Source organism: Nonomuraea sp. NPDC049714, from assembly GCF_044465295.1.
In the GTDB taxonomy this organism is placed as follows: Bacteria; Actinomycetota; Actinomycetes; order Streptosporangiales; family Streptosporangiaceae; genus Nonomuraea.
Map to the genome: position 1 here is coordinate 816,492 of NZ_JBITLM010000001.1, position 25,029 is coordinate 841,520.

Annotated in this window: 24 protein-coding genes; 13 read left to right on the top strand and 11 right to left on the bottom strand. The window is 70.3% G+C overall.

Annotated elements, in window-relative coordinates; all coding sequences use genetic code 11:
- Window positions 1-176 precede the first annotated feature (176 nt).
- The gene (lon, locus tag ACIBQX_RS03885; protein WP_397000298.1) at window positions 177-2,537 is read right to left on the bottom strand and encodes an endopeptidase La; all 2,361 of its coding nucleotides are present in this window, start codon (window positions 2,535-2,537) and stop codon (window positions 177-179) included.
- A 174-nt stretch (window positions 2,538-2,711) separates the two neighbouring features.
- Between lon and ACIBQX_RS03890 the strand changes: the two genes are divergently transcribed.
- The 5 genes from ACIBQX_RS03890 (at window position 2,712) to ACIBQX_RS03910 (ending at window position 7,603) form a co-directional block, all read left to right on the top strand.
- Entirely contained in the window at window positions 2,712-3,977 is a 1,266-nt protein-coding gene (locus ACIBQX_RS03890; RefSeq protein ID WP_397000300.1) for a sensor histidine kinase, read from the top strand.
- Window positions 3,974-4,630 carry a response regulator gene (locus ACIBQX_RS03895; protein ID WP_397000302.1) on the top strand — a complete coding sequence of 219 codons (657 nt, stop codon included), beginning with the start codon at window positions 3,974-3,976 and terminating at the stop codon, window positions 4,628-4,630. The genes ACIBQX_RS03890 and ACIBQX_RS03895 overlap by 4 nt, the downstream gene beginning before the upstream one ends.
- 31 nt (window positions 4,631-4,661) lie before the next feature.
- On the top strand, window positions 4,662-6,020 hold the full coding sequence (locus tag ACIBQX_RS03900) for a phenylacetate--CoA ligase family protein (RefSeq protein WP_397000304.1): 1,359 nt from the start codon (window positions 4,662-4,664) through the stop codon (window positions 6,018-6,020).
- An 81-nt stretch (window positions 6,021-6,101) separates the two neighbouring features.
- Complete coding sequence (locus ACIBQX_RS03905) at window positions 6,102-6,389, top strand: hypothetical protein (RefSeq protein ID WP_397000306.1); 288 nt, start codon at window positions 6,102-6,104, stop codon at window positions 6,387-6,389.
- Between the two features lie 290 nt (window positions 6,390-6,679).
- A complete protein-coding gene (locus ACIBQX_RS03910) occupies window positions 6,680-7,603 on the top strand; it encodes an alpha/beta hydrolase (protein WP_397000308.1) in 924 nt (307 codons plus the stop codon).
- A 100-nt stretch (window positions 7,604-7,703) separates the two neighbouring features.
- Here the strand turns inward: ACIBQX_RS03910 and ACIBQX_RS03915 are convergent, their stop codons facing one another.
- Window positions 7,704-8,054, bottom strand: coding sequence for a DUF4180 domain-containing protein (locus tag ACIBQX_RS03915; RefSeq protein WP_397000310.1), 351 nt, complete (start codon window positions 8,052-8,054; stop codon window positions 7,704-7,706).
- 945 nt (window positions 8,055-8,999) lie between these two features.
- Window positions 9,000-9,401: a helix-turn-helix domain-containing protein gene (locus ACIBQX_RS03920; RefSeq protein ID WP_397000312.1), complete on the bottom strand. Its 402-nt coding sequence runs from the start codon at window positions 9,399-9,401 to the stop codon at window positions 9,000-9,002.
- A gap of 112 nt (window positions 9,402-9,513) precedes the next feature.
- On the opposite strand from ACIBQX_RS03920, the gene ACIBQX_RS03925 reads away from it, so the two are divergent.
- The 5 genes from ACIBQX_RS03925 (at window position 9,514) to ACIBQX_RS03945 (ending at window position 13,688) form a co-directional block, all read left to right on the top strand.
- Complete coding sequence (locus tag ACIBQX_RS03925; protein ID WP_397000314.1) at window positions 9,514-10,206, top strand: MBL fold metallo-hydrolase; 693 nt, start codon at window positions 9,514-9,516, stop codon at window positions 10,204-10,206.
- A 218-nt stretch (window positions 10,207-10,424) separates the two neighbouring features.
- The gene (locus ACIBQX_RS03930) at window positions 10,425-10,787 is read left to right on the top strand and encodes a ClpX C4-type zinc finger protein (RefSeq protein ID WP_397000316.1); all 363 of its coding nucleotides are present in this window, start codon (window positions 10,425-10,427) and stop codon (window positions 10,785-10,787) included.
- Between the two features lie 113 nt (window positions 10,788-10,900).
- Complete coding sequence (locus ACIBQX_RS03935) at window positions 10,901-11,542, top strand: heme oxygenase (biliverdin-producing) (protein WP_397000318.1); 642 nt, start codon at window positions 10,901-10,903, stop codon at window positions 11,540-11,542.
- Window positions 11,543-11,654: 112 nt separating this feature from the next.
- A complete protein-coding gene (locus ACIBQX_RS03940) occupies window positions 11,655-12,257 on the top strand; it encodes a TetR/AcrR family transcriptional regulator (protein WP_397000320.1) in 603 nt (200 codons plus the stop codon).
- Between the two features lie 33 nt (window positions 12,258-12,290).
- Window positions 12,291-13,688: an MFS transporter gene (locus ACIBQX_RS03945; RefSeq protein ID WP_397000322.1), complete on the top strand. Its 1,398-nt coding sequence runs from the start codon at window positions 12,291-12,293 to the stop codon at window positions 13,686-13,688.
- Here ACIBQX_RS03945 and ACIBQX_RS03950 read toward each other — a convergent pair.
- Entirely contained in the window at window positions 13,670-14,899 is a 1,230-nt protein-coding gene (locus ACIBQX_RS03950; RefSeq protein ID WP_397000324.1) for a cytochrome P450, read from the bottom strand. The genes ACIBQX_RS03945 and ACIBQX_RS03950 overlap by 19 nt on opposite strands.
- A 67-nt stretch (window positions 14,900-14,966) precedes the next feature.
- On the opposite strand from ACIBQX_RS03950, the gene ACIBQX_RS03955 reads away from it, so the two are divergent.
- Window positions 14,967-16,343, top strand: a complete 1,377-nt coding sequence (locus ACIBQX_RS03955; RefSeq protein ID WP_397000326.1) for an FG-GAP and VCBS repeat-containing protein — start codon at window positions 14,967-14,969, stop codon at window positions 16,341-16,343.
- On the opposite strand, the gene ACIBQX_RS03960 is transcribed toward ACIBQX_RS03955, so the two are convergent.
- The 3 genes from ACIBQX_RS03960 to ACIBQX_RS03970 all read right to left on the bottom strand — a co-directional run bounded on the left by ACIBQX_RS03960 (window position 16,328) and on the right by ACIBQX_RS03970 (window position 19,553).
- The gene (locus ACIBQX_RS03960) at window positions 16,328-17,884 is read right to left on the bottom strand and encodes an alkaline phosphatase D family protein (protein ID WP_397000328.1); all 1,557 of its coding nucleotides are present in this window, start codon (window positions 17,882-17,884) and stop codon (window positions 16,328-16,330) included. The two genes, ACIBQX_RS03955 and ACIBQX_RS03960, sit on opposite strands and share 16 nt — an antisense overlap.
- 254 nt (window positions 17,885-18,138) lie before the next feature.
- Entirely contained in the window at window positions 18,139-18,726 is a 588-nt protein-coding gene (locus ACIBQX_RS03965; RefSeq protein WP_397000330.1) for an HAD family hydrolase, read from the bottom strand.
- The gene (locus tag ACIBQX_RS03970) at window positions 18,723-19,553 is read right to left on the bottom strand and encodes a hypothetical protein (protein ID WP_397000332.1); all 831 of its coding nucleotides are present in this window, start codon (window positions 19,551-19,553) and stop codon (window positions 18,723-18,725) included. Before ACIBQX_RS03970 ends, ACIBQX_RS03965 begins: the two co-directional genes overlap by 4 nt.
- A gap of 197 nt (window positions 19,554-19,750) precedes the next feature.
- On the opposite strand from ACIBQX_RS03970, the gene arfB reads away from it, so the two are divergent.
- A complete protein-coding gene (arfB, locus tag ACIBQX_RS03975) occupies window positions 19,751-20,158 on the top strand; it encodes an alternative ribosome rescue aminoacyl-tRNA hydrolase ArfB (RefSeq protein WP_397000334.1) in 408 nt (135 codons plus the stop codon).
- A 38-nt stretch (window positions 20,159-20,196) separates the two neighbouring features.
- Here the strand turns inward: arfB and ACIBQX_RS03980 are convergent, their stop codons facing one another.
- From ACIBQX_RS03980 to ACIBQX_RS03990, 3 genes are all read right to left on the bottom strand, one after another.
- On the bottom strand, window positions 20,197-20,730 hold the full coding sequence (locus ACIBQX_RS03980) for an NADPH-dependent FMN reductase (RefSeq protein ID WP_397000336.1): 534 nt from the start codon (window positions 20,728-20,730) through the stop codon (window positions 20,197-20,199).
- A 235-nt stretch (window positions 20,731-20,965) separates the two neighbouring features.
- Window positions 20,966-22,945, bottom strand: a complete 1,980-nt coding sequence (locus ACIBQX_RS03985) for an ABC1 kinase family protein (protein WP_397000338.1) — start codon at window positions 22,943-22,945, stop codon at window positions 20,966-20,968.
- Between the two features lie 9 nt (window positions 22,946-22,954).
- Entirely contained in the window at window positions 22,955-23,878 is a 924-nt protein-coding gene (locus ACIBQX_RS03990) for an acyl-ACP desaturase (RefSeq protein ID WP_397000340.1), read from the bottom strand.
- An 80-nt stretch (window positions 23,879-23,958) separates the two neighbouring features.
- Here ACIBQX_RS03990 and ACIBQX_RS03995 point away from each other — a divergent pair, with 80 nt between their 5' ends.
- Complete coding sequence (locus ACIBQX_RS03995; RefSeq protein ID WP_397000342.1) at window positions 23,959-24,426, top strand: NUDIX domain-containing protein; 468 nt, start codon at window positions 23,959-23,961, stop codon at window positions 24,424-24,426.
- Here ACIBQX_RS03995 and ACIBQX_RS04000 read toward each other — a convergent pair.
- Window positions 24,389-25,012, bottom strand: coding sequence for a hypothetical protein (locus tag ACIBQX_RS04000; RefSeq protein ID WP_397000344.1), 624 nt, complete (start codon window positions 25,010-25,012; stop codon window positions 24,389-24,391). The two genes, ACIBQX_RS03995 and ACIBQX_RS04000, sit on opposite strands and share 38 nt — an antisense overlap.
- Window positions 25,013-25,029 lie beyond the last annotated feature (17 nt).

Below are 25,029 nucleotides of genomic sequence, written 5' to 3' on the forward strand. Positions count from 1 at the left end.
TGTCCGCAGCCTCAAGCGCAGGCGTTCCATAGAGCACGCGACCAGCCAAGCATCGACGAATCATTCAGTCAAACGACAGAATGATTCGTACATATACGTACACGCTCCTGATTGTGTCGGTGAGAACGGCGACACCCCGCCGCAGCGACGCTACGACGGGGTGCGCGTTCGGTGGGTCAGGCGGCGACGCCGGCCGCCACCTGGGCCGGGGCGAGGGCGATGTCCAGGACCTCGCGCACGTCGCTGACCGGGTGGATGGTCAGCTCGTCGCGGACCTCCTGGGGCACGTCGTCCAGGTCCGGCTCGTTGCGGGCCGGGATGAGCACCGTGGTGATGCCCGCCCGGTGCGCCGCGAGCAGCTTCTGCTTGACGCCGCCGATCGGCAGGACCCGCCCGGTGAGGGAGATCTCGCCGGTCATGGCCACGTCACCGCGGACCAGCCGCCCGGACAGGAGCGAGGCCAGCGCGGTCGTCAGCGTCACACCGGCCGAGGGGCCGTCCTTGGGCACGGCGCCCGCGGGGAAGTGGACGTGGACCGAGCGGTCCTTGAGCGCGGTGACCGGCAGCTCCAGCTCCGCGCCGTGCGAGCGCAGGTAGGACATCGCGATCTTGGCCGACTCCTTCATCACCTCGCCGAGCTGGCCGGTCAGCGTGAGCCCGGTCTCGCCGGTCTCCGGGTCGGCCAGCGACGCCTCCACGTACAGGACGTCACCGCCCGCGCCCGTGACCGCCAGGCCCGTCGCCACGCCGGGCACCGAGGTGCGCTGGGTGGCCTCGGGCAGCGACGACTCCGGCACGAACCGGGGGCGGCCGAGGTAGCCGACCAGCTCGTCCGCGCCCACCGTGACGGGCAGGTCATCGGCGGCGGTCACCTTGCGCAGGATGCGGGCGATCGAGCGCTCCAGCGACCGGACTCCGGCCTCGCGGGTGTACTCGGCGGCCAGCCTGCGCAGGGCGTCCTCCTTGACCGTGACCTCCTCGGCCGTCAGCCCGGCCAGGTCCAGCTGCCGGGGCAGCAGGTGGTCGCGGGCGATGGCGACCTTCTCGTCCTCGGTGTAGCCGTCGAGGGTGACGATCTCCATGCGGTCCAGCAGCGGGCCGGGGATCGCCTCCAGGACGTTGGCCGTGGCCAGGAAGAGCACGTCGCTCAGGTCGAGCTCGACCTCGAGGTAGTGGTCGCGGAAGGTGTGGTTCTGCGCCGGGTCGAGCACCTCGAGCAGCGCCGCGGTCGGGTCGCCGCGGTAGTCGGCGCCGACCTTGTCCACCTCGTCGAGCAGCACGACCGGGTTCATCGAGCCGGCCTCGCGGATGGCGCGGACGATGCGGCCGGGCAGCGCGCCGACGTAGGTGCGCCGGTGGCCGCGGATCTCCGCCTCGTCGCGGACGCCGCCGAGCGCCACCCGGACGAACTTACGGCCCATCGAACGCGCGACGGACTCGCCGAGCGAGGTCTTGCCGACTCCGGGAGGTCCGGCCAGGGCGAGCACGGCGCCGCTGCGGCGGCCGCCCACCACGCCGAGCCCCTTGTCCTGGCGGCGCTTGCGCACGGCCAGGTGCTCGATGATGCGGTCCTTCACGTCGGACAGGCCCGTGTGGTCGGCGTCCAGCACCTCGCGGGCACCGGCGATGTCGTAGGTGTCCTCGGTCCGCTCGTTCCAGGGGATGTCGAGGACGGTGTCGAGCCAGGTGCGGATCCAGCCGGTCTCGGGGGACTGGTCGGAGGTCCGCTCCAGCTTGTCGACCTCCTTGAGCGCGGCCTCACGCACCTTGCCGGGCAGGTCCGCGGCCTCGACGCGGGCGCGGTAGTCCTCCTCCTCGGTCCCGGCCGAGTCGCCGTTGAGCTCCTTGAGCTCCTTACGGACCGCGGCGAGCTGCTGGCGCAGCAGGAACTCGCGCTGCTGCTTGTCCATGCCCTCCTGGACGTCCTTACGGATCGTCTCGGCCACGTCCAGCTCGGCGAGGTGCTCGCGCGACCACTCGATCAGCTTGGCCAGCCGGTCGGCGGGGTCGGCGGCCTCCAGCAGCTCCACCTTCTGGGCGGTCGTCAGCCACGGCGTGTAGCCGGAGCTGTCGGCCAGGACCGACGGGTCGTCGATCTGGTTGACCTGGTCGACGACCTGCCAGGCGCCACGCTTCTGCAAGATCGTGGTGGCCAGGGCCTTGTACTCCTTGGCCAGCTCCTGGGCGCGCTCGCCGGCGGCGACGACGTCGACCGTGCTGACCTCCACCCACAGCGCCGCGCCGGGGCCGGTCGTCCCGGTGCCCACGCGCACCCGGGTGACGCCGCGCACCACGGCGGCGGGCTCACCTCCGGGGAGCCTGCCGACCTGCTCGACCACCGCCTGCACGCCGACGGCGCCGTAGCGGCCGTCGATCCGGGGAACGAGAAGAACCTGCGGCTTGTTGAGACCGGATGCCTGGGCCGCGTCGATGGCGGCTCGCACCTCGGAGTCGGACAGGTCCAGGGGAACCACCATGCCCGGCAGGACGACAGCGTCATCCAGCGGCAGGACCGGAAGGATCAAGCTCTCACTCATGCGAACTCCAAAGGGTTGAGTTACATGGACTCAATTCATCAGAGCGCATGAATGTTCCCTTCATTGCCGATGTTCGCTCACAGCGATCGTAATCATGTAAGCGATACCTGAGGGTGAGGCGGGATCAGACCTGGGCCCGATGCGCCAGGACGTGCGCGCTCATAGCCTTGGCACGTGATCTCAGCGGTGGTGCAGCCCCTGTGGCTCGCGCTCTATCAGGGGGAGGCGGGCCCGCCGCACCCTCGCGCCCGATGGCTGGCGCCCCGGACGCCACGCTGGCTCGCCCTGCTGCCGTCTCCCCGGCTGGATCTGATTCAGACGGCCGACCTGCTGCTGGCCGTGATCGCGTTCTTCATCACGTCCTCCCAGGCGGCCGACTGGGACACCTCTTCCGGGAACGGCCACTTCCTCATGGCCGCCGCCGTGGCCCTGCCCATCGCGCTGCGCGACCGGTGGCCGCTGTGGGCGTGGCGGGCGGCCTTCCTCGCCCTGCCCTACTCCGTCTGGGTCACCTCCTCCATCGGCGTCCGGCCGGGTGATCCGCCCTACACGTTCCTGATGGCGGTGTCCTATCTGCTGGTGACGTATTCGGTGGCGGTGCGCTGCGAGCGGCGGATCACCGTTGCGGTCTGGGCCGCGAGCGTGCTGGCCGCCTGGATCATCCATCCCAACTCCTTGGCCGTCGCCACGGTCCTGGTGACGGTCACCGTCCTGTTCGGCCACAACGTCCGGGTGCGCCGCAGCGCCACGGCCCAGCTGGTCGTGGAGGAGCGGCGCACGCAGGAGGCCATCGGCGCCCAGTCGGTGCTGGAGGAGCGCGCCCGGATCGCCCGCGAGCTGCATGACGTGGTCGCGCACCACATGTCGGTGATCGCGATCCAGGCCGAGGCGGTGCCCCTCAAGGCGGCGGGCGACCCGGCCCAGCTCGAAGCGGGCCTGGCCGACATCCGCGTCCTGTCGCTGGAGGCGATCGCGCAGCTCCGCCAGGTGCTCGGCGTCCTGCGCGACCAGGACGGCCGCACCGACACCACGCCCCAGCCCGGTCTCGACCGGGTGGCGGAGCTGATCGCCAACGCGCGGGCCGCGGGGCTGGTGGTGCTGGCCAAGCTGCCCGGCTCGCTGGAGGGGCTGCCGGCCGCGGTGGGCCTGTCGGCCTACCGGATCGTCCAGGAGTCGCTGAGCAACGCCATGCGCCACGCGCCGGGTGCCACGGTCGTGGTCGACATCGGCCGCGACGAGGCCGGCTTACGCCTGCACATCACCAACGGCCCCGGCGTCGCCCCCGCCGGCGCCCCGGGAGCCGGTCAGGGGCTGGTCGGCATGCGTGAGCGGGCGGCGTTGCTCGGCGGCACGCTCGACGCCGGGCCCGTGCCCGTAGGAGGTTTCCAGGTGACCGCGACACTGCCGGTGGACGGCACGACCCAACGGAGGTCCGGGTGATCCGGGTGCTCATCGCCGACGACCAGGGCATGGTGCGGACCGGGTTCACCGTGTTCCTGGGTGGCCAGCCGGACATCCAGGTGGTCGGCGAGGCGGCCGACGGCCGGGAGGCGGTCGAGCGGGCGATCGAGCTGGCCCCGGACGTGGTGCTGATGGACGTGCGGATGCCGGTCATGGACGGGCTCGAGGCCACCAGGCGGCTGCTGTCGTCCGGCGTGCCGTCCAAGGTGCTCATCCTGACCACCTTCGACCTCGACGACTACGTCTACGCGGCGCTGCGGGCCGGTGCCAGCGGGTTCCTGCTCAAGGACGCCTCCGCCGTGCAGCTCGCCGAGGCCGTGCGCGTGGTGGCCTCGGGTGAGGCGCTCATCGCGCCGGCGGTGACCAAGCGGCTCATCCACGAGTTCGCCAAGCTGGGCCGGCCACGCACGCCCGACACCCGGCGGCTGGGCGAGCTGACCGAGCGGGAGACCGAGGTGCTCAGCCTGGTCGCCCAGGCCATGTCCAACCAGGAGATCGCCGGCAAGCTGGTGCTGGCCGAGCAGACCGTCAAGACCCATGTGGGGCGGGTGCTGATGAAGCTGGGGTTACGCGACCGGGCTCAGGCGATCGTCTTCGCGTACGAGACCGGCCTGGTGCGGCCAGGCGAGTGACTGCCGCCGATCGCGGCCGTACAGTCGGCTGATGGACGTGGTCAAGCTGTTCCATGAGGTGGTGGACAGGGTGCCGGCCTATCGGGTGTTCCTGGCCGAGCACCACATCGATCCCCGACAGGTCACCACATTTCAGGACTTCGTGGGGTTGCCGATGACGACCAAGGACGGCTACACGCGCCGCCATCCCCTGCCCGACCTGTGCCGCGACGGAGTGATCGGCGACATCGTCGCAGTGTCGTCCGGCTCCACCGGGGAGCCGTCGTTCTGGCCGCGCTCCGCCTCCGACGAGCGCGTCATCGCGGCCCGCTTCGAGGAGATCTTCCGGGACTCCTTCCACGCCCGCGACCGACGCACCCTCGCCGTCGTCTGCTTCGCCCTCGGCACCTGGGTCGGCGGGCTGTTCACCGTCAACTGCTGCCGCCACCTGGCGGAGCTCGGCTACCCGATCACCGTGGTGGCACCGGGCAGCGACCGGCGTGAGGTCCTGCGCGTCATCCCCCAGCTCGCGCCGCACTTCGACCAGGTGGTCCTGCTCGGCTACCCGCCGTTTCTCAAGAACATCGTCGACTCCGGCCTCCCCTGGTCCGGCTACGACCTCAAGCTGGTGACCGCCGGCGAGGTCTTCAGCGAGGAATGGCGCACGCTCGTGGCCTCCCGGGCGGGCATCGACGACCCGCTGCGCGGCATCGCCTCCCTGTACGGCACCGCCGACGCGGGCGTGCTGGGCAACGAGACTCCGCTGTCGGTGCGGATCCGCCGCTTCCTGGCCGACCGCCCGGCCACGGCCAGGGAGCTGTTCGGCGAGTCCCGGCTGCCGACGCTCGTGCAGTACGACCCCGAGGTGCGCTTCTTCGAGGAGCACCAGGGCACACTCCTCTTCTCCGGCGACAACGGCATCCCGCTGATCCGCTACCACATCGCCGACGAGGGCGGGGTGATCCCGTACGAGCGCATGCTGTCGTTCGTCCGGGAGCACGGGCTCGACCCATCGGCCCCCGGCCCCGAACGTCCCTTCGTGTACGTCTTCGGGCGCAGCCACTTCACCGTGTCCTACTACGGGGCGAACGTCTACCCGGAGAACATCGCGGTCGGGCTGGAGCAGCCGGAGGTCAGCGCGCTGGTGACGGGCAAGTTCGTGCTGGAGGTGGAGGAGGACGCGGGGCGCGACCGGCACCTGACGGTCACAGTGGAGCTCGCGCCGGGCGGGGAGCCGTCGCAGGAGACGGCCCGGATCGTGGGGGCGTCCGTCCTGGAGCAGTTGCTCCGGCTCAACAGCGAGTTCGGGCACTATGTGCCGCAGGCACAGCAGGCGCCGGTCATCCGGCTGCGCGAGGCGGGGGACGCCGACTACTTCCCTCCGGGCGCCAAACACCGCTACACCCGCTGACCGGCTTCTCGTTCTGATGACCGTTCTCCTGCCGTCCAGCGGAGTGAGCTTGAATGCCTCCATGAACGCCCAGGTCACCCCGTGCTCTACCCAGGTCGTCCCGTGCTCTACATCGTCGTCTGCGCGACCCCGCGCGCCCGCGTCATCGGCAAGCTCGTCGGGTCGGTCGTGCGAGGCGGGTGGGCTCCGTACGTGATCGCCACGCCGCAGGCGATGACGTTCATCGACAGCGACGCTCTCGCCGAGCTGACCGGTGCCCCTGAGTACAAGAGTCCTGACGCGCCGGATGTGCTTCCCGATCCCTACGCCGTTCTCGCGTGCCCGGCATCTTCAACACGATTCTCGTGTGCCCGGCATCGTTCAACATGATCAACAAGTGGGCTGCCGGCATCAGCGACGCTCCGGGCCGCCGAGGTCGTCATGCTGTACGGCCCCGGAATCTGGGAACCGGCACCACCACGCGGCGGCGGTGCGCCGTTCGATGGGGAGCTCGCTCTTACTGCTCTGGACGAGGCTCGTGACAGGCTGGGCTCGCGGTAGCTCCGAGATGCCGCGGCTGTCGTCCACCTGCTGACGGCTGTATCACCCCTAGGTATCACGTGAAAGATCAGACCCAGCGGTGACGCGGGTTACATGATCGAGTTCGTAGTTTCGACGCCATGCGTACCCGCCGTGGAGTCCTTGGAGTGCTCGCCCTCGCCACGCTCGTTCTCGCAGCCGCACCCGCGCCGCCGGACAGGCGGCTGGTGAAGGTCTTCGGCGACCCCGCGACGGCGGATCGGGTGGCGATCATCGTGCCTGGCGCGGACGTCACGGCGGAGACGTTCGACACGGGCACCCACCGGCCCGGCGGCTCGGCCCGCGCCCTGCTGGCCGAGGCGGCACGGCTGGCATCCGACCGGCGGCTCGCCGTGGTGGCCTGGCTCGGCTACGACTCGCCGCCGAGCGTGAGCGTGGACGTGGTGCTGGACACCTCGGCCGCCGAGGGAGCGGCGGCCCTTCGCGAGACGGTCTCGGCCCTGCGTGAGCGGACGATGGCGCCGATCGCGTTGCTCTGCCACAGCTATGGCTCGGTGGTGTGCGCCAAAGCCTTGCCAGGTCTTCCGGTGAGCGATCTGGCCGTGTTCGGGAGCCCTGGCCTCGAAGCACCCTCCGCCACGGCTCTCACCCGCCGCCTGCCCCCCACGACCCCCACCTTGACCAGCACATCCGCTGCCCCTCCCCCACTGCGGCACGGGGCAGGGCCCGGCCCCCTGCAGCACTGGACGGGGCCTGGTCCCCTGGCACGCTGGACGGGGCCTGGCCCGCTGCGGCATTGGGCGGGGCCGGGCGCTCCTCCGGTGCGGCTCTGGGCAGGGCGGGGAGGTGACGACTGGATCAGATTCGTGCCCAAGATGAAGTTCGGCTCTCTGGGCTTCGGCACCGACCCGATGGATCCCGGCTTCGGCGCGCGGATCTTCGAAGTGGGTCCGGGCGGCCACAGCGACTACTTCGAGCCGGGCACCCCTTCCCTGCGCAACCTCACCCTGATCGCCCTGGGCAGACCCGACGAGGTGACCCGTGCGCCGGGCGGCGGAGTGTGAGATGGCCGCCAGCCCTACCTCGGGTTCGGGCTCGGGCCCGACCTCGGGCTGGGGCTCTACCTCTACCTCGGGCTCGGGCTCGGGCTCGGGCAAGCCTGGCTCATTCGTCCTCGTTACCGGCCAACCGCTGCTCAAGCTCCGCCTGATCGGCGACGAACCAGATCTGCCGACCACGGTTCGCCTCGCGGACCCAGTCCCGGAAAGATGAGCTTGCAGCGATATGTTCGGAAATATCGCCCATGACGACGAGGCCACGTCGATAGTTGGCGAACTTCCCGACGAATTCTCCCGCGACCCGCGTGCTCAGACGCCAGAAATCCTGGTGCAGCCGCTCAGCGGGGACGACGACCCACTGGACGCGCCGATACGCCGCCTCGCCGATCAGGTCGAGCGCATCCTGCTCACTGCGCAACGGGTGACCCTGCGACTCGCAGATGAAGGTTTCGGACATGGGGTACTCCTCAAATGTCTAGCTCGACCGCTTACGACTGGCGGCGGCAGTTGGGACCGTGGGCCCTGGCTGGGACCTCGCGGGTTGCAGGGGAAACAGGCAGACCCTCATACGAGCGACTGCACCTGAATTACAGGTAGTCACGGGGGTCGGCTTGCGGGGTTTTCTTGGAAACCAGCTTTACGGGTTCTCACGGGCGAGGCCTGGCTTCACGGGTTCTCACCGAACCATGCGTCAGGGGTTGTCACAGGCGCTTGCATGACGAGTCCTTGCCAGAGGCCGGTTACGGGTTATCACGGAGAAGGTGCATCCCCGACGCGCCGTACATGATCTGAACTGCGCCGGGAGCGGCGCGCGCCCATCACTGCGCTCTGAACGGCTGGCGTGGTGCCTAGCACTGCCCTACAAATAGCGCAGTCCCACGGCGTTGCGCTGGGCTGAGACCGGCACAATCCCACAGCGTTGCGCTGGAAGCGGCGCAGTGAAGGCTGCATCGGGAGGGGTGCTAGGCATGGGCGTTCTCCGCGAGGAAGCCGCAGGTGCTCGGCAGACACCGGCCAGCGGGCCAGGAACTCGCGGTAACGCTTCTCGACGGCCCGCCTGCCATCCTCGGTCTTGTAGATCTCCGCCATCTCATCGCTCTCTTGGTCCTCTCCCCTCGCCGAGTGGTGGCAAAGGGGGCGTGGTCATTGCTGCAACGGCTCACTCACCCTGCAGGGCCGGTGCACCCTCAGGTCCGCTGCCTTGCGTGGCCGGTGCGGATTCGGCGGCTCGCCGTCTAGATAGGCTGCGCGGACTCAGCGGTTCGCCGTCTCGCGTGGTCGGTACGGAGTCGGGTAGGCAGGCCGGTCGGTTCGCCGGCTCGCGTGGTCGGCACGGACTCGGTGGCTCGACGTCTGGGTGGGCTGCGGGTCCGCGGTGGCCGGATGGGGTGGGGCGGCATGGTCACTGTCTGATGAGGGCGTCGATGAGGCGGAATACCTGGGCGGAGGTCTCCAGGTCGCCCAGGATGACGATCTTCAGGTTGGCACGTTCCTCGTCGTAGACGAGTTCGACCCGGATGCCGGTAGGACGGCTTGCCAGGGAGCCCAGGAGCATGGTGCTCAGGCGGTCCATCTCGGCACGGTCGATGCCGTCGATCCGCACGATGCTGGACGCTTCGACGTGCCGGGACGGGGCCTGAGGTGAGACGGGTTGCCCGGTGAACGCCTCCAGGTCCTGGCGGGCGATCCGGTACTGCTTGCCGATCTTGACGGCTTTGAGCCGGCCGTCGCGCACATAGTTGCGGACGGTCTTGACGTGAAGGCCGAGGAGGTTCGCAGCCTGCTCGACGGTGTATTGGTGCATGACATTCCTTAATGTACCGCAACAAGGTGATGATAGGGATATATAGGGAAGGTGCCTGTGCTCAGAGCGAAGTGGCAGCGCTCGGGACCGGCCGGGGACGTACGTTGCGGGGATGAAGCTCGTCGAGGTGACACCCCATCTGCATCTACTCCACTTCGCCGTCGGGCACGCCTACCTGTGGCACGAGCGCGACGCCCTGACGCTCATAGACACGAGCACGCCCGGCTCGGGCGGCGACATCGAGGGCGCCATCCGGTCGCTCGGCTTCACTCTCGGCGACCTGAAGCGGGTCATCGTGACGCACGGGCACGAGGATCATCATGGCGCGCTCGCGGAGATCGCCGGCGACGCGACGGTGATGGTCCATCGGGCCGACGCGCCGGTCGTCCGGGGACAGGCCGTACAGCAGCTGCCCGAGCGCGCGGACATGCCTGACTGGGAGCGGGAGATCTTCGACGGCCTGCCCCCGATCCCGCCGGTGCCGCCCTCCCGCGTCGACCAGGAGCTTTCGGACGGTGACGTCATCGACTTCGGCGGCGGCGCGGAGGTGATCTCCATCCCCGGCCACACCGACGGCAGCGTCGCCATCCATGTGCCGGCCCATCGGCTGCTGTTCGCCGGTGACACCATCGCCCACGTGGACGGGCGGATCATGCTGGGAGTCTTCAACGCCGACCGCCCGAAGGCGATCACGTCCTTCCGGCGGCTGGCGGAGCTCGACCTCGCCCTGGTCTGCGTCGGCCACGGCGACCCGATCACCGGCGACGCCTCGGCCGGACTCCGCCAGGTGGCCGCCACACTCTGACCCGCCAGCCGAAACCACACCAGGCGACCGCCACCTTCGGACCTGACAACCCGGCCCTCCGCCAGGTCGCCGCCATCCTCGACCCGGATGTCCGGACGACAGGGAGTCGCGTCCGCAGCATGCGGTGCGCCTGTACATGCCGAGGGCGTCTTGTCAGGGCTGGCCTGACGGCCTACCATCAACACGTCAGGTCCACCCTGACAACCCAAGGAGGACCGATGCCCGCCCCTTCCCTGACCGACCAGCAGATCCACTGCTCGTTCTGCGCCAAGTCCAAGACCGAGGTGGACAAGGTGATCGCCGGCCCCGGCGTCTACATCTGCAACGAATGCGTGCACCTGTGCGACGCCATCCTGCAAGCACCGCCCGCCGAACCCGAGATCCCCTGGCTCGACAGCATGACCGACCAGGAGATCCTCGACTTCCTGCCGCGAGTCGCCACGGTGAGCGCCCAGGTCGACGCCAACCTTCAGGTCTGGGTGGGCAGGGCGCGCGACCGTGGCATCACCTGGGCCCGCATCGGCGCGGCCCTGGGCATGGCACGGCAGTCGGCCTGGGAGAGGTTCTCCGGCGAGGAATGACCGTAGGCTCAACGGGCACCTTCATGACATGGTGTCGTCATCGGCTTGACGGGGCCCGAACGGGTTTGTGACACTGTGTCATGAAACATCCGTACGAACCCTAAGGTGCAGCCGTGACCTCGTTCTCCGAGACCTTGAGAAACGCCACCTGGGGCGAGCACGAGGCCGCCGAAGGTGAGAGTTACCTGTCGGAGCTGATGGGCGGGCGGCTGAGCGAGCAGGAGTACGGCGAGATGGTCGCCCAGCACTATTTCGCCTACGTCGCCCTCGACGGCGTGTCCCGCAGGCTGAGCGAGCACCCGGTGGCGGGACGGTTCGTCTTCCCCGAGCTCTACCGGGAGGAGGCGCTGGAGCGGGACCTGGCGAAGATCTACGGGCCGGGCTGGCGGGACCGGATCGCGCCGTCCAAGGCCACGCGGACCCTGGCGGCCCGGATCGAGCAGATGGCCGACTGGCCGGGCGGCTACATCGCCCACCACTACACCCGCTATCTCGGTGACCTGTCCGGCGGGCAGTTCATCCGGATGGAGCTGGAGAAGATCTACGGCTACCAGCCTGGCGGCGGCGTCGACTTCTACCTCTTCGACCAGGTCAGGAGCCTGCCCAGGTTCAAGGACGAGTACCGTTCCCGGCTGGACGCGCTGGCGCCGGACGAGCGGGAGCAGCAGCGGATCATCCGCGAGGTGAACCTCGCCTACCAGCTCAACACCGAGGTCCTGGCCGAACTGCTGCACGTGGTGCGGGCCCCCGCCTAAAGACACAGCCTGAGGACACAGCCTGAGGACACAGCCTGGCGACACAGCCTGGCGACACAGCCTGGCGACCAGCCTGAGGACACAGCCTGAAGACACGGCCTACCATGAAGCCATGCCCCGGATCTCCGCAGCCACCATCGGCGAGCACCGCGCCCAGACGCGTGACCGCATCCTGCAGGCGGTCTCGCGGCTGTCGAGGGTGCAGGGCATCGACACGATCTCGCTGACGGACGTGGCGCACGAGGCCGGGATCACCAGGACCGTCCTGTACAACTACTTTCCGGACAAGGCGGCGCTGCTGCTCGCGTTCACCGAGCGGGTGACGCGCTACTTCATCGACAGCTACGAGCAGGGCCTGCCCGAGGGCGCCTCGCCGGCCGATCGGCTGCGGGTGTTCGTGCGGCTGCAGCTCGACGGGCTGCTGGCGCATCCGCATCCGGGCGCGGCCGACCTGAGCGCGGCCCTGGGGCCCGCCGCCTACCAGCAGCTGGCCGAGCACGTGGCGCCCATGCAGCGCATCCTGATCGACATCCTCGACAGCGGCGGCGCGTCGGGTGAGTTCCAGGTGCTCGACGTGGCCGCCACCGCGCGCATGATCATGGCGTTGATCGGCGCGGAGCGGGTGCCGCTGATCAGCGGGGCGGTGACCGTCGACCGGGCCACCGAGCTGGTGTCGGCGTTCGTCCTGCGCGCCCTTGGCGCACCACCCGCCTGAGGGCCATCTCCCTGGGGTGGCAGGATTGCCCCCATGGCAAACGGTCACATAGAGCTCAAATCAGCACAAGGCCGGTGGATTCTGGCTGCCACCGTGCTGGGGTCTGGTCTCGCCATGCTCGACAGCACGGTGGTGAACGTCGCCCTGCCCTTTCTCGGCACCGAGCTCAACGCCGGCATGGCCGGTCTGCAGTGGACCGTCAACGCCTACACGCTGACGCTCGCCGGGCTGATCCTTCTGGGCGGCTCTCTCGGCGACCGTTACGGCCGGCGCAAGGTCTTCCTGATCGGCACGATCTGGTTCGCGCTCGCCTCGGCGCTCTGCGGGATGGCGCCGAACATCGAGTTCCTCATCGCCGCGCGCGCCCTGCAGGGCGTCGGCGGCGCGCTGCTGACACCGGGCTCGCTGGCGATCATCCAGGCCTCCTTCCACCGGGGTGACCGGCCGCGGGCGATCGGCGTCTGGTCGGGGCTGGGCGGAGTGGCGAGCGCGGTCGGGCCGCTGCTCGGCGGGATGATGGTGCAGACGATCGGCTGGCGGTGGGCGTTCCTCATCAACCTGCCGTTCGCGGTGCTGGTCGTGCTGGTCACGGCGAGGCATGTGCCGGAGAGCAGGGACGAGCTGGTGACGGGCCGCTTCGACGTGCTGGGCGCGCTGCTGGCCGCGCTGTCGCTGGCCGGCGTCACCTACGGGCTGATCCAGTTCGACGCGCCGGCGCCGCTGATCGCGGGCATCCTGCTCGGGGTGGCGTTCGTGGTGGTGCAGGTGCGCAGGTCGCCTGACGCGCTGGTGCCGGTGGGGATGTTCCGCGACCGGGTGTTCACGGCCGTGAACGTGGTCACACTGATCATGTACGGCGCGATGGGCGTGGCGTTCTTCCTGCTGGCGGTGCAGTTGCAGGTGGTGTCCGGGTTCTCGCCGGTCGCGGCGGCCTCGGCGTTGCTGCCCGCCACGCTGCTGATGCTGCTGCTGTCGGCGCGGGCCGGGGAGCTCGCCAAGCGCGTCGGGCCGCGCTGGCCGATGACGGGCGGCATCCTGCTGGTGGGCGTGGGGCTGCTCTGGATGAGCACGATCGGTCCTGACGCGTCGTACCTGCTGCTGGTGCTGCCCTCGGCGACGGTGTTCGGGCTGGGGTTGTCAGCGGTGGTGGCGCCGCTCACCGCGACCGTGCTGGCCAGCGCCGACGATCGTTACGCCGGTACGGCCAGTGGCGTGAACAACGCGGTGGCCAGGACCGGCGGGCTGCTCGCGGTGGCCGCCGTGCCGCCTGTGGTGGGGCTGGTCGGGGACGCCTTCCAGAACGCGCCGGTGTTCGACGCCGGGTTCAGGATGGCCATGCTGATCAGCGCGGCCATGATGGGGGTGGCGGCGCTGATCACGGTCGTCACGGTCACGACGAACGTCCTGGACCCTCAGAACGTGAACGCCTGACTGCGGACGCTGTTGTCGAAGTTGGACACCAGCAGCTCCGGCTCGCCGACCGAGCGGATGTCGGGCAGCCGGGTCAGCAGTTGCCGGAACATGGCCCGCATCTCCTGCCTGGCCAGGTTGGCCCCCAGGCAGAAGTGCGGGCCGGGGCCGCCGAAGCCGACATGCGGCTTGGTGTCGCGGGTGATGTCGAAGGCGTCGGCGTCGGGGAAGACCGTCTCGTCGCGGTTGGCCGAGCCGTAGAAGAGCACGACCTTGTCGCCCTTCTTCAGCTCCAGGCCGCGCAGCTCGTAGTCCCTGGTCAGGGTGCGGCGGAACTGCATGATCGGTGAGACGTGGCGGACCATCTCCTCGATCGCGTTGCCGATGTGGGCGTCGAAGTCGCTCATCAGGAGCTCGCGCTGCGCCGGGTTGTCGGTGAGGAGCTTGATGCCGTGGGCCATGGTGTTGCGGGCGGTCTCGTTGCCCGCGACCAGCAGCAGCGAGAAGAACGAGCCGAGCTCGCGGTCGCTGAGCTTCTCGCCGTCGGGGTTGGCGGTCACCAGGAGCGAGACGAGGTCTCCCTTGGGGTCGGCGGCGCGCTCCTGACCCAGCTTGATCACCATGCGCTGGAGGGCGAGCAGGGCCAGCATGTTCTGGCCGGCGAGCTGGACGGTGCGGGCCAGGCTGGTGCGGACGCCGGTGTAGGCGGTGGAGACGTCGACGTGCTGGTGGACCTTGGCCCGCCAGGCCTGCGGGATGTCCAGCATGTCGCAGATGACGTGGATCGGCAGCCGGGCCGCGACCTGGGTGACGAAGTCGCGCGGGCCGTCCTTGATCACGTCGTCGACGATGCCGGCGCACGCGTCGTCGATGTCGGACTGCAGGCCGGCGAGCATCTTCGGGCTGAACGAGCGCGTGACGATCCGGCGCAGCCGGGCGTGCCGCGGGTCGTCCATGTTGACCATGGACTCGCCGAACACCTGCTTGACCCAGGAGGGCGGCTCCGGGTTGGTGGCGGCCGGCTCACTGGAGAAGACCGCGGCGTTACGGCTGGCCTCGACCACGTCCGCGTGCCGGACCAGGGCGTAGAAGCCGGCACCTGACCGGAGGAGCGGCACCTTCTTCTCCGGGAAGAACACCGGTTGCTCCCGCTGCCGGAGACTGGCGAACGCTTCGCGACGTTCTTTCGGGGGCTTACGCCAGAAATCCAGATCTGCGAGATCGATGTGCACGCGCCTATCGTGGCACGTTCCTGCAGCGTTTAAACACTGTTCGGTCGGCCCGGAAATTACTAGAGGTATGAACGTACCGCTTGCCGCTGTTCTGATCCTCCCCCTCCTGACCGGTACGACACAGTCACCCTCCGCTCAGTGCGGCGGCGGGCCCTCGGACTTCGACGGCGACGGCCGCCCCGACGTGGCGGTGGCCGCGCCGTACGACGACCGGCGGGCCGGTTCGGTGACGATTCTGTACGGCTCTGGGGAGCGGGTGAAGCTGACCCAGGACGAGCCCGAGCCGGGCGACGCGTTCGGGGCGGCGCTGGCCGTGGGCGACTTCGACGGGGACCGGTGCTCCGACCTGGCCGTGGGGGTGCCGGAGGAGTTCGCGGGCGATCGGGTGCCGGGCGCCGACGGCAACGGCGTCGTCCAGCTCTACCACGGGTCGACCGGCGGGCTGCGGCCCGGCAAGGAGCTCGCCCTGGCCAAGCCGTCGAGCGACCGGTTCGGCGCGTCGCTGGCGGCCGGCGACCTCGACGGGGACGACCGGGACGAGCTCGCGGTCGGCGCTCCCGGGCTCCGCTCCGGCGGTGGCGTCACGCTCTACTGGATGAAGGGGCGTAAGCCGTACCAGATCACGCAGAAGACGCGCTGGGTGCGGCAGACGGCGCGGATGACGGACCAGTGGGGCGAGGCGGTCGCGACCGGCGACTTCGACGGCGACGGGCGCGACGAGCTGGTGGTCGGCGCGCCGTCCGACAGCGTGACCATGGACGGGCAGGGCTCGGCGACCGTGCTGGACGTGCGGCGTGAGTCGGCGCTGCGGATCACGCAGAGCTCACCGGGGATCGGCGGCTCCGCGGAGAAGTGGGACGCGTTCGGGGCGGCGCTCACGACCGGCGACTTCGACGCCAACGGCCGCGACGACCTGGTCATCGGCGTCCCCGGCGAGGGGCTGACCGCCAACCAGCGCGCCATGGACTACGGCGACGGCGCCCTGCACGTGCTGTACGGGACCAGACGGGGGCTGGGCGGCGCCCGGTCGGAGATGTGGACGCAGCGGCTGCTCAAGGGCACGCCACGCTACTACGACCGGTTCGGCGCGTCGCTGGCCGCCGGGGACTTCAACGGCGACGGCGACGACGAGCTGGCCGTCGGGGTGCCGGGCGAGAACGCCGTCCAGGTGCTGGCGGCGGCGCCCGCCGGTGGGCTGACGCGGCACGGGGACCTGCTGATCAAGGGCAAGGGGTCCTCGGTGTCGGCGCTGCGCGCCTCCGGCGGCTACCAGGCCCTGTCGAAGCGGCCGCCGCTCTACGGGCTGGTGGTGGCGGCGCCCGACAAGGGCGTGGTGACGTACGTGCCGGGGGCGCGTGAGCCGGGGGCGCGCGCGGGGCTGCGGCCGGGCAAGGCCCGCCGGCTCGGCACCGGTGAGGGGCTGTACGGTTACGCGCTCGGCTGAGCACCGGCGGCGGCCGGGCCCGTGATGGCCGGGATGGTGACCCGGTGCGAGGTGCGGGCCCGGTCGCCCCGGCGGGAGATGCGGTCCAGGGTGCGGAAGTCCACCGACAGCTCGTCGCGGTCGAGGCGGGCCATGATGTAGCCCCGGCGCTGGTCGATGTAGGAGATGTGCGGGTTCTCCGCGATCGACTCGGCGATCCAGGTCTTGTCCCGGTAGCCGTCGCCGTCGCTGGCGATCGACGTGGCCACCAGTTCCTTGGCCACCACGGGCGAGTCCGGGTCGTCGAAGTCGGCCTTGAGGTCGGCGAGGTGGTGCATGTGCGCGTCACCGGTGAGGACGACCGGGTTGGCGGTGTGCGACAGCGACTCCATCAGGCGGGTGCGCTCGGGAGCGTAGCCGTCCCATGAGTCCAGGTTCACCTCCCGGCCAGGGCCGCGCTTGTAGTCGCGGTGGGTCATGATGATCTGCTGGCCGAGCAGGTTCCAGCGGGTGCCGGAGCCGCGCAGCCCTTCCTCCAGCCAGCGCCACTGGCCGGCGCCGAGCAGGGTGCGGTCGGTGGACAGCCGCTCGTCGCAGCCGCCGCGCACACCGTCGTCGCAGGCCTGGTCGTCGCGGAACTGGCGGGTGTCGAGCAGGTGGAAGCGCGCCAGGGAGCCCCAGGAGACGCGCCTGTTGAGGTTGAGCCCGGCCCCGCGCAGGGTGGCGCGGCGCAGCGGCATGTTCTCGTAGTAGGCGCGGAAGGCGGCGGCCCTGCGCCGCTCGAAGGCCGGCGCGCCGGTGCTGGAGACCGGGCCGGCCCAGTTGTTCTCCACCTCGTGGTCGTCGAAGGCGACCAGCCACGGGGCCGCCGCGTGCGCCGCCTGGAGGTCGTGGTCGCTCTTGTACTGGGCGTGCCGCAGCCGGTAGTCGGCGAGCGTGGCGCACTTGCCCGGCGTGTGCGTACGGACCCGTCCGGCCAGCGCGGTGTAGCCGCTGGGGCCGTACTCGTACATGTAGTCGCCGAGGAACACGACCAGGTCGGGCTCCTGCTCGGCGAGACGGCGGTAGGCGGTGTAGTAGCCGTGCTCGTAGTGGGCACAGGCGGCGACGGCGAACGCGAGCGGCGTCTGGGAACGCGCGTCCGGGGTGGTCCTGGTGCGTCCCTCGGGCGACAGCCGGCCCTCGCTCCGGAAGCGGTAGAAGTACTCGCGCCCCGGCTGCAGTCCGGACACCTCGACGTGGACGCTGTGGGCGTCGCGCGCGCGGGCGGGGACCGTACCGGATTTGACGATCTTGGAGAAGCGTTCGTCGGTGGAGACCTGCCAGTCGACGTCGGCGTCGCGGGAGGGCATGCCGCCGCGGCCGGCGCCGCCGAGCGGGTCGGTCGCCAGGCGGGTCCAGAGCACGAACCCGTCGGTGCCGGGGTCCCCTGAGGCCACGCCGAGCGTGAACGGGTCGGCTCGCAGGGTTCGCGAGGAGGCGGAGGCTGGGCGCGTTCCGGTCAACGGGGCGGGCAGGACGAGCCCGGCGCCCGCGGCCGTGAGGAAGGATCTGCGGTCCATGCTCCAGGTATGTCCGGCCCCTCCGACCCGGCCATGACAGCGGGGTCAAGGGCAGGTGAACAGCGTCAGTCGTCCTCGCCGAGCAGCCGCGGAGGCCGTCCCCTTCCCGCTCAGCGGCCTCAGGAGGCCGCCAGGTCCCCTCTCAGTGTCTCAGCGTCGTCGTCTCAGCGCCTCGGCGTCGTCTCAGCGTCTCAGTGTCGTCGTCTCAGCGTCTCAGTGTCGTCGTCTCAGCGCCTCGGCGTCGTCTCAGCGTCTCAGTGTCGTCGTCTCAGCGCCTCGCGCAGGGCTTCGGCGCCGGTGTGGTGAACGCCGGTCATGCCCGCCGCCTCGGCGCCCGCGACGTTCTCCGGGCGGTCGTCGACGAAGACGACGTCGGCGGGGTCGGCGCCGAGCTCGCGCGCCACCTCTTCGTAGATCTTCCGGTCCGGCTTCACCAGGCCCATCCTGGCGCTGTAGAAGCGGCGTGGGATGGCGGCGATCCAGGGCAGCTCGTCCAGGCCGTCGGCGACGCAGGCGGGCGCGTTGGACAGCAGGGCGACGTCGCGGCCGCCGGTCAGGAGCTCGTCCAGGAGGGCGACCGTGCCCTCGTCGGGGTGGGCCCAGCTCGCCACGTCCATCGCGATCAGGCCGTCGAGCTCGGCGCCGGTCACCGGCCTGCCGGCCACCAGCGACCAGTAGTCCGCCGGGGTCAGGGAGCCGGCGTCGAAGGCCAGGCGGTGCTGCCAGTAGCGCTGGTCGAACACCGCCGGGCCGACACCGGCCGCGCGGGCCATCGCCTCGGCGTCGGCGGCGGGCTGGGCGAGTGACAGGACGTTGCCGTAGTCCAGGAGGATCCAGTTCACCCCAGGAATGGTCGCAGATGCGGGTGCAGGGCCGGGCAGCCGAGGTACTTCTCCGCTGTGTGGAAGTCGATCCAGTCCAGGTTGACCAGCTCTTCGACGTCGACGCCGGTGAAGCTGCTCGCCAGGGCGGGCGGGATGGCGGCGATGTCGTCCTTGTCGGCGATGTTCACCCAGCGCCGCACGCCCTTGGGTCGCTCTCCCCGGCCGTTGATGGGGGCCGGCAGCAGGCGCTCGAAGACGACGTTGCGCATGCCGAGCGGGCTGCCGAGGGTGAGCAGCAGGTCGACCTCGAGCTCCGGATGGGCCCAGAAGGTCTCGTAGGCGACGACGCTGCCCAGGGAGTGCGCGATCACGACTTTAGGCTGATTTTTCCGGATAACTTCGGCTACGGCCTGCCTGGCTTGCTCCCGCTTCTCCTGGTCGGCCAGGTAGACGGCCACCTCCGGCGCGAACAGCTCGGCGAACGCCGCCGACCTACGGTCGAGCCTGGTCAGCAGCCAGCCGGTGAACGACCTGAGCGCTCCCGTGAAGTGCTCGCCGAAGCCCAGGTTGGCGGCCCAGCCGGCGAGCACCTGCTGGGTGGACGCCTCCATCGCCGCGACCCGCCGCGGATCGTCGCCGCCCTCGTCCTCCGCGAGCAGGTGGGAGAAGTACGCCACCTCGCTGAAGTAGTCGCGCGCCTGTCCGCCGAGGGAGGCGTGCAGGTAGCGGTCCCATTTGAGGCGCATCGCCTCCGCCGCCCCGGCGACCGAGCGGCCGGCGTCGAGGTAGTAGTTGTACTTGCCGATCCCGTGCACGCCGACGATGCCCGCCGTACTGCCCGCCACAGTGACTCCCTGCCTGAAAAATCTTCCGCCCCGTAGTTTCCGCGCGATATTGGCATACGCCGCTCGGGTTCGGCCGTCAAGCTGAACTCTCCCGCACAGGTGGCTGTATACGGAAATGCTGTTGCTCACCGCATATGTCATACAGATACGGTGAGACTCACTTACGAGGGATATTTCAGGATCAGGAGCACCTTGCCATGCCCGGCCCGCTGGTCGTCAACGCCTCGGTCGTCATCCCCGACGCCGAGCTCGTCTGGCGTTTCTCCCGCTCATCCGGCCCCAGCGGCCAGGGCGTCAACACCACCGACAGCCGGGTCGAGCTCACCTTCGACGTGGCGGCGAGCACCGCGCTCTCCCCGGCGCTGAAGGCAAGGGCGCTGGAGCGGCTCGGCTCTCCCGTGATCACCATCGCCGCCTCCGAGTACCGCTCCCAGCTGCGCAACAGGGAGGCGGCCGAGCAGCGGCTGGCCCAGCGCGTCCGTGAGGCCATCGCGCCGCCGCCCAAGCGCCGCCGCCCCACCAAGCCGAGCCGCGGCGCGGTCGAACGCCGCATCGCCGGCAAGAAGCGCCGCTCCGACCTCAAACGCCTGCGCCGCGACCTCTGAGGCCTGCACTCCCCACCCGGCACTGTCAGCAGGCGCTGTCACCCGGACAGGACCGGCTCCCTGATCTGCGCCGGGCAGAGCTGGGAGATCACCTCGCGCACCTGGGCGCGCAGCTCGCGGGCCCACAGCCGGCCGTCGTCGTCGAAGTGCGGGCAGACCGGCGAGATGACGAGCTCGGCCCCCATCACCACCGCCCCTGCCGCCATCAACTCCTTGTAGAGCTCCGCCTGGGCCCACATGGCACCGCAGGCCCGCGCGCTGGCGCACATGACGGCCACGTGCCGGCCCGCCAGCCCGCCGCCCGCCGACATCCACGACAGCGTGTGATCCAGCTCGGGCGGCAGCAGGCTGTGCTCGGGGGCGGTGAGCACGATCGCGTCCGCCTCCTCCACCAGGCTGATCAGCCCGCGCACCACGGCGGGCACCGGACCCGGCCCGTAGGGCGGCACCTCGCCCAGTCCCCGCCACGCCTCGAAGCCGACGCCGGGCGGCAGCTCACCGCGCACCGCCTCCAGCAGTCTGTTGACGTACGAGCCCGCGTGCAGGCTGGCGGCGATTCCGATGACCCTCATCCGGCACCCACGGCGGAGGGAAGGGCGAATCCGGTTGTGCACATCTTGATCCCTCTCGTTCCAGTGAACGACATACGCACGGCATGGCGTCGATTGGGAGGAGTCACTGCGCCCACGACTCCCCCGAGGGATGCGGGCCGGTAGTCGGAAACCTGCCCGATGCCGTGGATGTCCAAGACCATCCACAGGTCAAGAGGATGTACGAGCTTGTCGACCTATGCCCGAGCCGCCTGGATTACGCCACCGCGCGGTGGGGCTCGGCGTCGCGGGGACGACGGAAGATCAGGACGAGCACGCGCAGCACGAGGATGGCGCAGATCACCAGCAGGTTGTAGCCGATGAGCTCGAACAGGCTCATGTCGAGCTCGTCGCTCACCCGGGGCCCGCCGTCGGTGCCGAGCAGCAGGACCGCCATCAGCCCCGCGGTGGCGCCCAGCACGGTGAGCAGCACCTGGTGCAGCAGGCCGGTCACGAAGCGGCGGTCGCGGTCGTCGGCGAGCAGGCGCACGTTGAACCCGAGGCGGCCGTGCTCGGCGGAGCTGGCGATGCGCTCCACCCGCCGGGGCAGGCGGCGCAGCATGGGGATCAGGGCGGCGAGCTCCTGGGTGGCGGCCTCCTTGAGCGCGCCGCCGTCGAGCTTCTCGGACAGGTGACGGCCGGCGAACGCGCGGGCCTCCCCGATCAGGTCGAAGCCGGGCGAGAGCCGTACGAGCGTGCCTTCGAGCGTGGCCAGCGCCCGGAAGACGGCGGCGACCTCGGGCGGGATCGACAGCCCGTACGCAGAGACGATCTTGAACAGGTCGGTGAACATCTGGACGCTGTTCATGCCGGGCCCGAGGTTCCTGGCCATGAACTGGCCGAGCGCCCGCTCCAGCGCGGCCTCGTCGATCTCCTCCGGCCGGGGCACGACCTCCAGCAGCGCGTCGGTCACGCCGAGCGGGTCCTGCCGGTTCATGGCCAGCAGGAAGCGCTGCAGGGCCGAGCGGATGGCGGCGTCGAGGCGGCCGACCGAGCCGAAGTCGAGCAGGCCGAGGCTGCCGTCGTCGAGCAGCATGAGGTTGCCGGGGTGCGGGTCGGCGTGGAAGACGCCTTCCACGAGGATCTGCCTGAGCAGGCAGTCCAGCAGGTCGCGGGCGAGCTGCGGCCCCTGCTCGGCGGAGGCCGTGGTCACCGGCCCGCCCGTCAGGCGCTGCATGACCAGCACGCGCTCAGTGCACAGCGGGCCGACCGGGGCCGGGTAGGTGACGCCGCCCCCGTTGGTGGCGGCGACGGCCGCCATGTTGGCCGCCTCGACGCGGAAGTCCAGCTCTTCCCTGATGGCGACCGCGAACCCCTCGGCCAGGTCGCGCACCCCGAGCGAGCGCCCCCACCGGGTCCTGGACTCCAGCGTGCCGGCCAGCCGCCGGACGATGTCGAGGTCGCGGTCCACGGTCGGGCCGAGGCCCGGCCGCTGCACCTTGACCACCACGCTCTCGCCGGTGTGCAGGCGAGCGGTGTAGGCCTGCGCGATCGAGGCGGCGGCCAGCGGCTCGGTGTCGAACGCGGCGAACACCTTGTCGACCGGCCCGCCGAACTCGGCGGCGAGCACGGGCTCGATCCGCGCCCAGGGGACCGGCGCCACCTGGTCCTGCAGAAGGCCGAGCTCGTCGATGAACTCGGCCGGCAGCAGGTCACGCCTGGTGGACAGCACCTGCCCGAGCTTGACGAAGGTGACGCCCGCCTCGTCCAGCGCCTGGCGCAGCGAACGGGCCAGCCGGACCTTGCCCGGCCGGTCCGCCAGGCGCTCGCCCCGGCCGCGCAGGTAGGGGCCGAGCCCGTGCCGGACGGCGATCCTGGTGATCTGGGAGTAGCGCCTGGCGCGGGAGATCCGGCCGCGCAGCGACCGGAAGAACTCCAGCGGTCCCGGGATCGAGCCCGGCGGCACCAGCGCCTCGGCGAGCACCAGGATGACCATCGGGATGAGCACGACGCACATCACGACGAGGAACAGCACCCACATCGGCCCGATGCCGGGGTCGGCCTCCACCCCGGTGCCGGCGAACGAGCCGAGGATCGGCGACAGCAGCGGCCCGGCCAGGGCGAAGGCCAGCAGCGCCGCCAGGAAGGTGCGGATCGCCCCGAATCTGACGCCGAGCAGTCGCTGTGCCGCCGTGGCCAGCGCCACGATCATCACTAACGCGCCAAGTGCGACAACCAGCGTGACAGGAGCATCCATAGGGACGAATCATTTCATGGCGCGCGCCCTACGCTCTTCGCGCCGGGTGACGAACCTGGCCGCCGTGGCGTCGGCCTTCTCCAGGTAGGCCGACAGCTCCTCGCGGGCCCGCTCCCCCTGGGCGTCGAGACCGGTCTGGTCGAACACCGCCCACTGGCGCAGCACCGGCATGAGCACGTCGTCCAGGTGCAGGCGGAGGTCGTAGATGCCCTCGTTCGCGATGATCATCGCCTTGCGGGCGAAGCCCTGGATGTTGGAGCCGGGCATCTGGAAGGTGGTGACGACGTCGGTCACCGCCCGCATGGTCTGGTTGGGGTCCAGCTCGAAGGCGGCCTTGAGCAGGTTGCGGTAGAAGAGCATGTGCAGGTTCTCGTCGGCGGCGATGCGTGCGAGCAGCCGCTCGCAGCCCTCGTCGCCGGAGGCCCGGCCGGTGTTGCGGTGCGCGATCCGGGTGGCCAGCTCCTGGAACGACACGTAGGCGAGCTGCTGCAGCATCGTGTCGTACTCGGTGATGAAGCCGCTCTGCATGTGCACCATGCGGGCCCGCTCCAGCGCGACCGGGTCGACCGCGCGGGTGACGGTCAGGTAGTCGCGCAGCGCGGTGCCGTGCCGGTCCTCCTCGGCCGTCCAGCGGTGCACCCAGGTGCCCCAGGCGCCGTCACGGCCGAAGGTGGTGGCGATCTCGTGGTGGTAGCTCGGCAGGTTGTCCTCGGTCAGGAGGTTGACGACGAGCGACACGCGAGCCGGCTCGGGCAGCTTGGAGTGGCCTTCCTGCCAGGCCTCGCCCCCGTAGATGCCGTCGAAGTCACGGCCTTCGCTCCACGGGACGTACTCGTGCGGGAACCACTCCTTGGCCACCTTCTCGTGGCGGTCGAGCTCCCCCGCCACCACGGGCTCCAGCTCGTGCAGGAGCTGCGTCTGGGTCATCGCCATACAAGGATCCTCTCCCTCAAGGTTACGGCACCGTAGGTTAGATTACCGGAAGGAGATACAGCCCGAATAAGGTGGTCCGCATGCGACCCAGTGTCCGCGGCATTCTGCTGGACGAGGACGAGCGCCTGGTGGTCTTCCGGCGCACCGTGCCCGACCGTGACGTCTACTGGTCGGTGCCGGGCGGCCACGTGGAGCCCGGCGACGCGACCCTGGAGCACACGCTGCACCGCGAGCTCCTGGAGGAGCTCGGCGCGACCGTCTCCGCCGTGACCCCGCTGACCACGGTCAGCTACCCGTGGCAGGGCGAGGTCAAGGTCCAGCACGTGTACGGATGCCGCCTGCTGTCGATGGATCCGGCGCTGCGGCACGGCCCCGAGTTCGAGGACCCCGCGCGCGGCGTCTACGAGGTGGAGCGGCTCCCGCTGGCGGAGTCGGAGATCACCTCACGCCACCTCGTCCCCGAGGCGGTGGCGGCCTACCTGTCGGTCCACATCACGTCCCTGCCGAGGCTCATCGCCGGTCCTCGATCTCCCACAGGTGGTCGATGACGTGCCAGACGAGCCGGCGCCTGGCGTAGCTCGGCGGCCAGCCGGTGTCCGGCGGCGGCTGCCAGGCGCGTGACAGCACCTCGGCCAGCTCCGCGCGCATCGCCTCCCGCTCCTCGCGGGACTTCAGCGGCCGATGCTTGACGCCGACCTTGCGGGCGTAGGCGCGTTCGGAGTCCTGCACGTGGTGCACGATCTTGGTCAGGTCGCGCCCGCCGCCGCGCGGGCCCTTGCGCAGCTCCTCCGGCGCGACGGCGGCCACCTCGTCGAACAGCTGCCAGGCGGCCCGCAGCAGCGTCACCTCACGCCGTGCCGTCGCCTCGTCGAACGGCTGGAGGTCCAGCTCCGGGACCTCGTAGGGGACGCCGAAGTCGGTCATGTCGCCGCCCTTCACCTGCGCGACCACCACCGGATCGCCGGGCTCGAAGGCCAGCCCGGCCCGCTCGGCGATCACCCGGTAGCGCGGCGCGTAGTCCGCCAGCCGCTCGATCGCGGCCTGTTCGTCCTTGGCCAGACGGCACCAGCCGGGCCAGTCCAGGGAGCAGGCGAAGACCTTCTTCGTCCCTAGTTCGAGGTAGATACGGGTCATGCTGCCAGACAATCACT

Bases quoted from the DNA above. Each gene is read 5' to 3' on its own strand.
- lon (WP_397000298.1), bottom strand. From the start codon at position 2,537: ATGAGTGAGAGCTTGATCCTTCCGGTCCTGCCGCTGGATGACGCTGTC.
- ACIBQX_RS03900 (WP_397000304.1), top strand. From the start codon at position 4,662: ATGGACGTGGTCAAGCTGTTCCATGAGGTGGTGGACAGGGTGCCGGCC.
- ACIBQX_RS03910 (WP_397000308.1), top strand. From the start codon at position 6,680: ATGCGTACCCGCCGTGGAGTCCTTGGAGTGCTCGCCCTCGCCACGCTC.
- ACIBQX_RS03915 (WP_397000310.1), bottom strand. From the start codon at position 8,054: ATGTCCGAAACCTTCATCTGCGAGTCGCAGGGTCACCCGTTGCGCAGT.
- ACIBQX_RS03920 (WP_397000312.1), bottom strand. From the start codon at position 9,401: ATGCACCAATACACCGTCGAGCAGGCTGCGAACCTCCTCGGCCTTCAC.
- ACIBQX_RS03925 (WP_397000314.1), top strand. From the start codon at position 9,514: ATGAAGCTCGTCGAGGTGACACCCCATCTGCATCTACTCCACTTCGCC.
- ACIBQX_RS03930 (WP_397000316.1), top strand. From the start codon at position 10,425: ATGCCCGCCCCTTCCCTGACCGACCAGCAGATCCACTGCTCGTTCTGC.
- ACIBQX_RS03940 (WP_397000320.1), top strand. From the start codon at position 11,655: ATGCCCCGGATCTCCGCAGCCACCATCGGCGAGCACCGCGCCCAGACG.
- ACIBQX_RS03945 (WP_397000322.1), top strand. From the start codon at position 12,291: ATGGCAAACGGTCACATAGAGCTCAAATCAGCACAAGGCCGGTGGATT.
- ACIBQX_RS03955 (WP_397000326.1), top strand. From the start codon at position 14,967: ATGAACGTACCGCTTGCCGCTGTTCTGATCCTCCCCCTCCTGACCGGT.
- ACIBQX_RS03960 (WP_397000328.1), bottom strand. From the start codon at position 17,884: ATGGACCGCAGATCCTTCCTCACGGCCGCGGGCGCCGGGCTCGTCCTG.
- arfB (WP_397000334.1), top strand. From the start codon at position 19,751: ATGCCCGGCCCGCTGGTCGTCAACGCCTCGGTCGTCATCCCCGACGCC.
- ACIBQX_RS03980 (WP_397000336.1), bottom strand. From the start codon at position 20,730: ATGAGGGTCATCGGAATCGCCGCCAGCCTGCACGCGGGCTCGTACGTC.
- ACIBQX_RS03985 (WP_397000338.1), bottom strand. From the start codon at position 22,945: ATGGATGCTCCTGTCACGCTGGTTGTCGCACTTGGCGCGTTAGTGATG.
- ACIBQX_RS03990 (WP_397000340.1), bottom strand. From the start codon at position 23,878: ATGGCGATGACCCAGACGCAGCTCCTGCACGAGCTGGAGCCCGTGGTG.
- ACIBQX_RS03995 (WP_397000342.1), top strand. From the start codon at position 23,959: ATGCGACCCAGTGTCCGCGGCATTCTGCTGGACGAGGACGAGCGCCTG.
- ACIBQX_RS04000 (WP_397000344.1), bottom strand. From the start codon at position 25,012: ATGACCCGTATCTACCTCGAACTAGGGACGAAGAAGGTCTTCGCCTGC.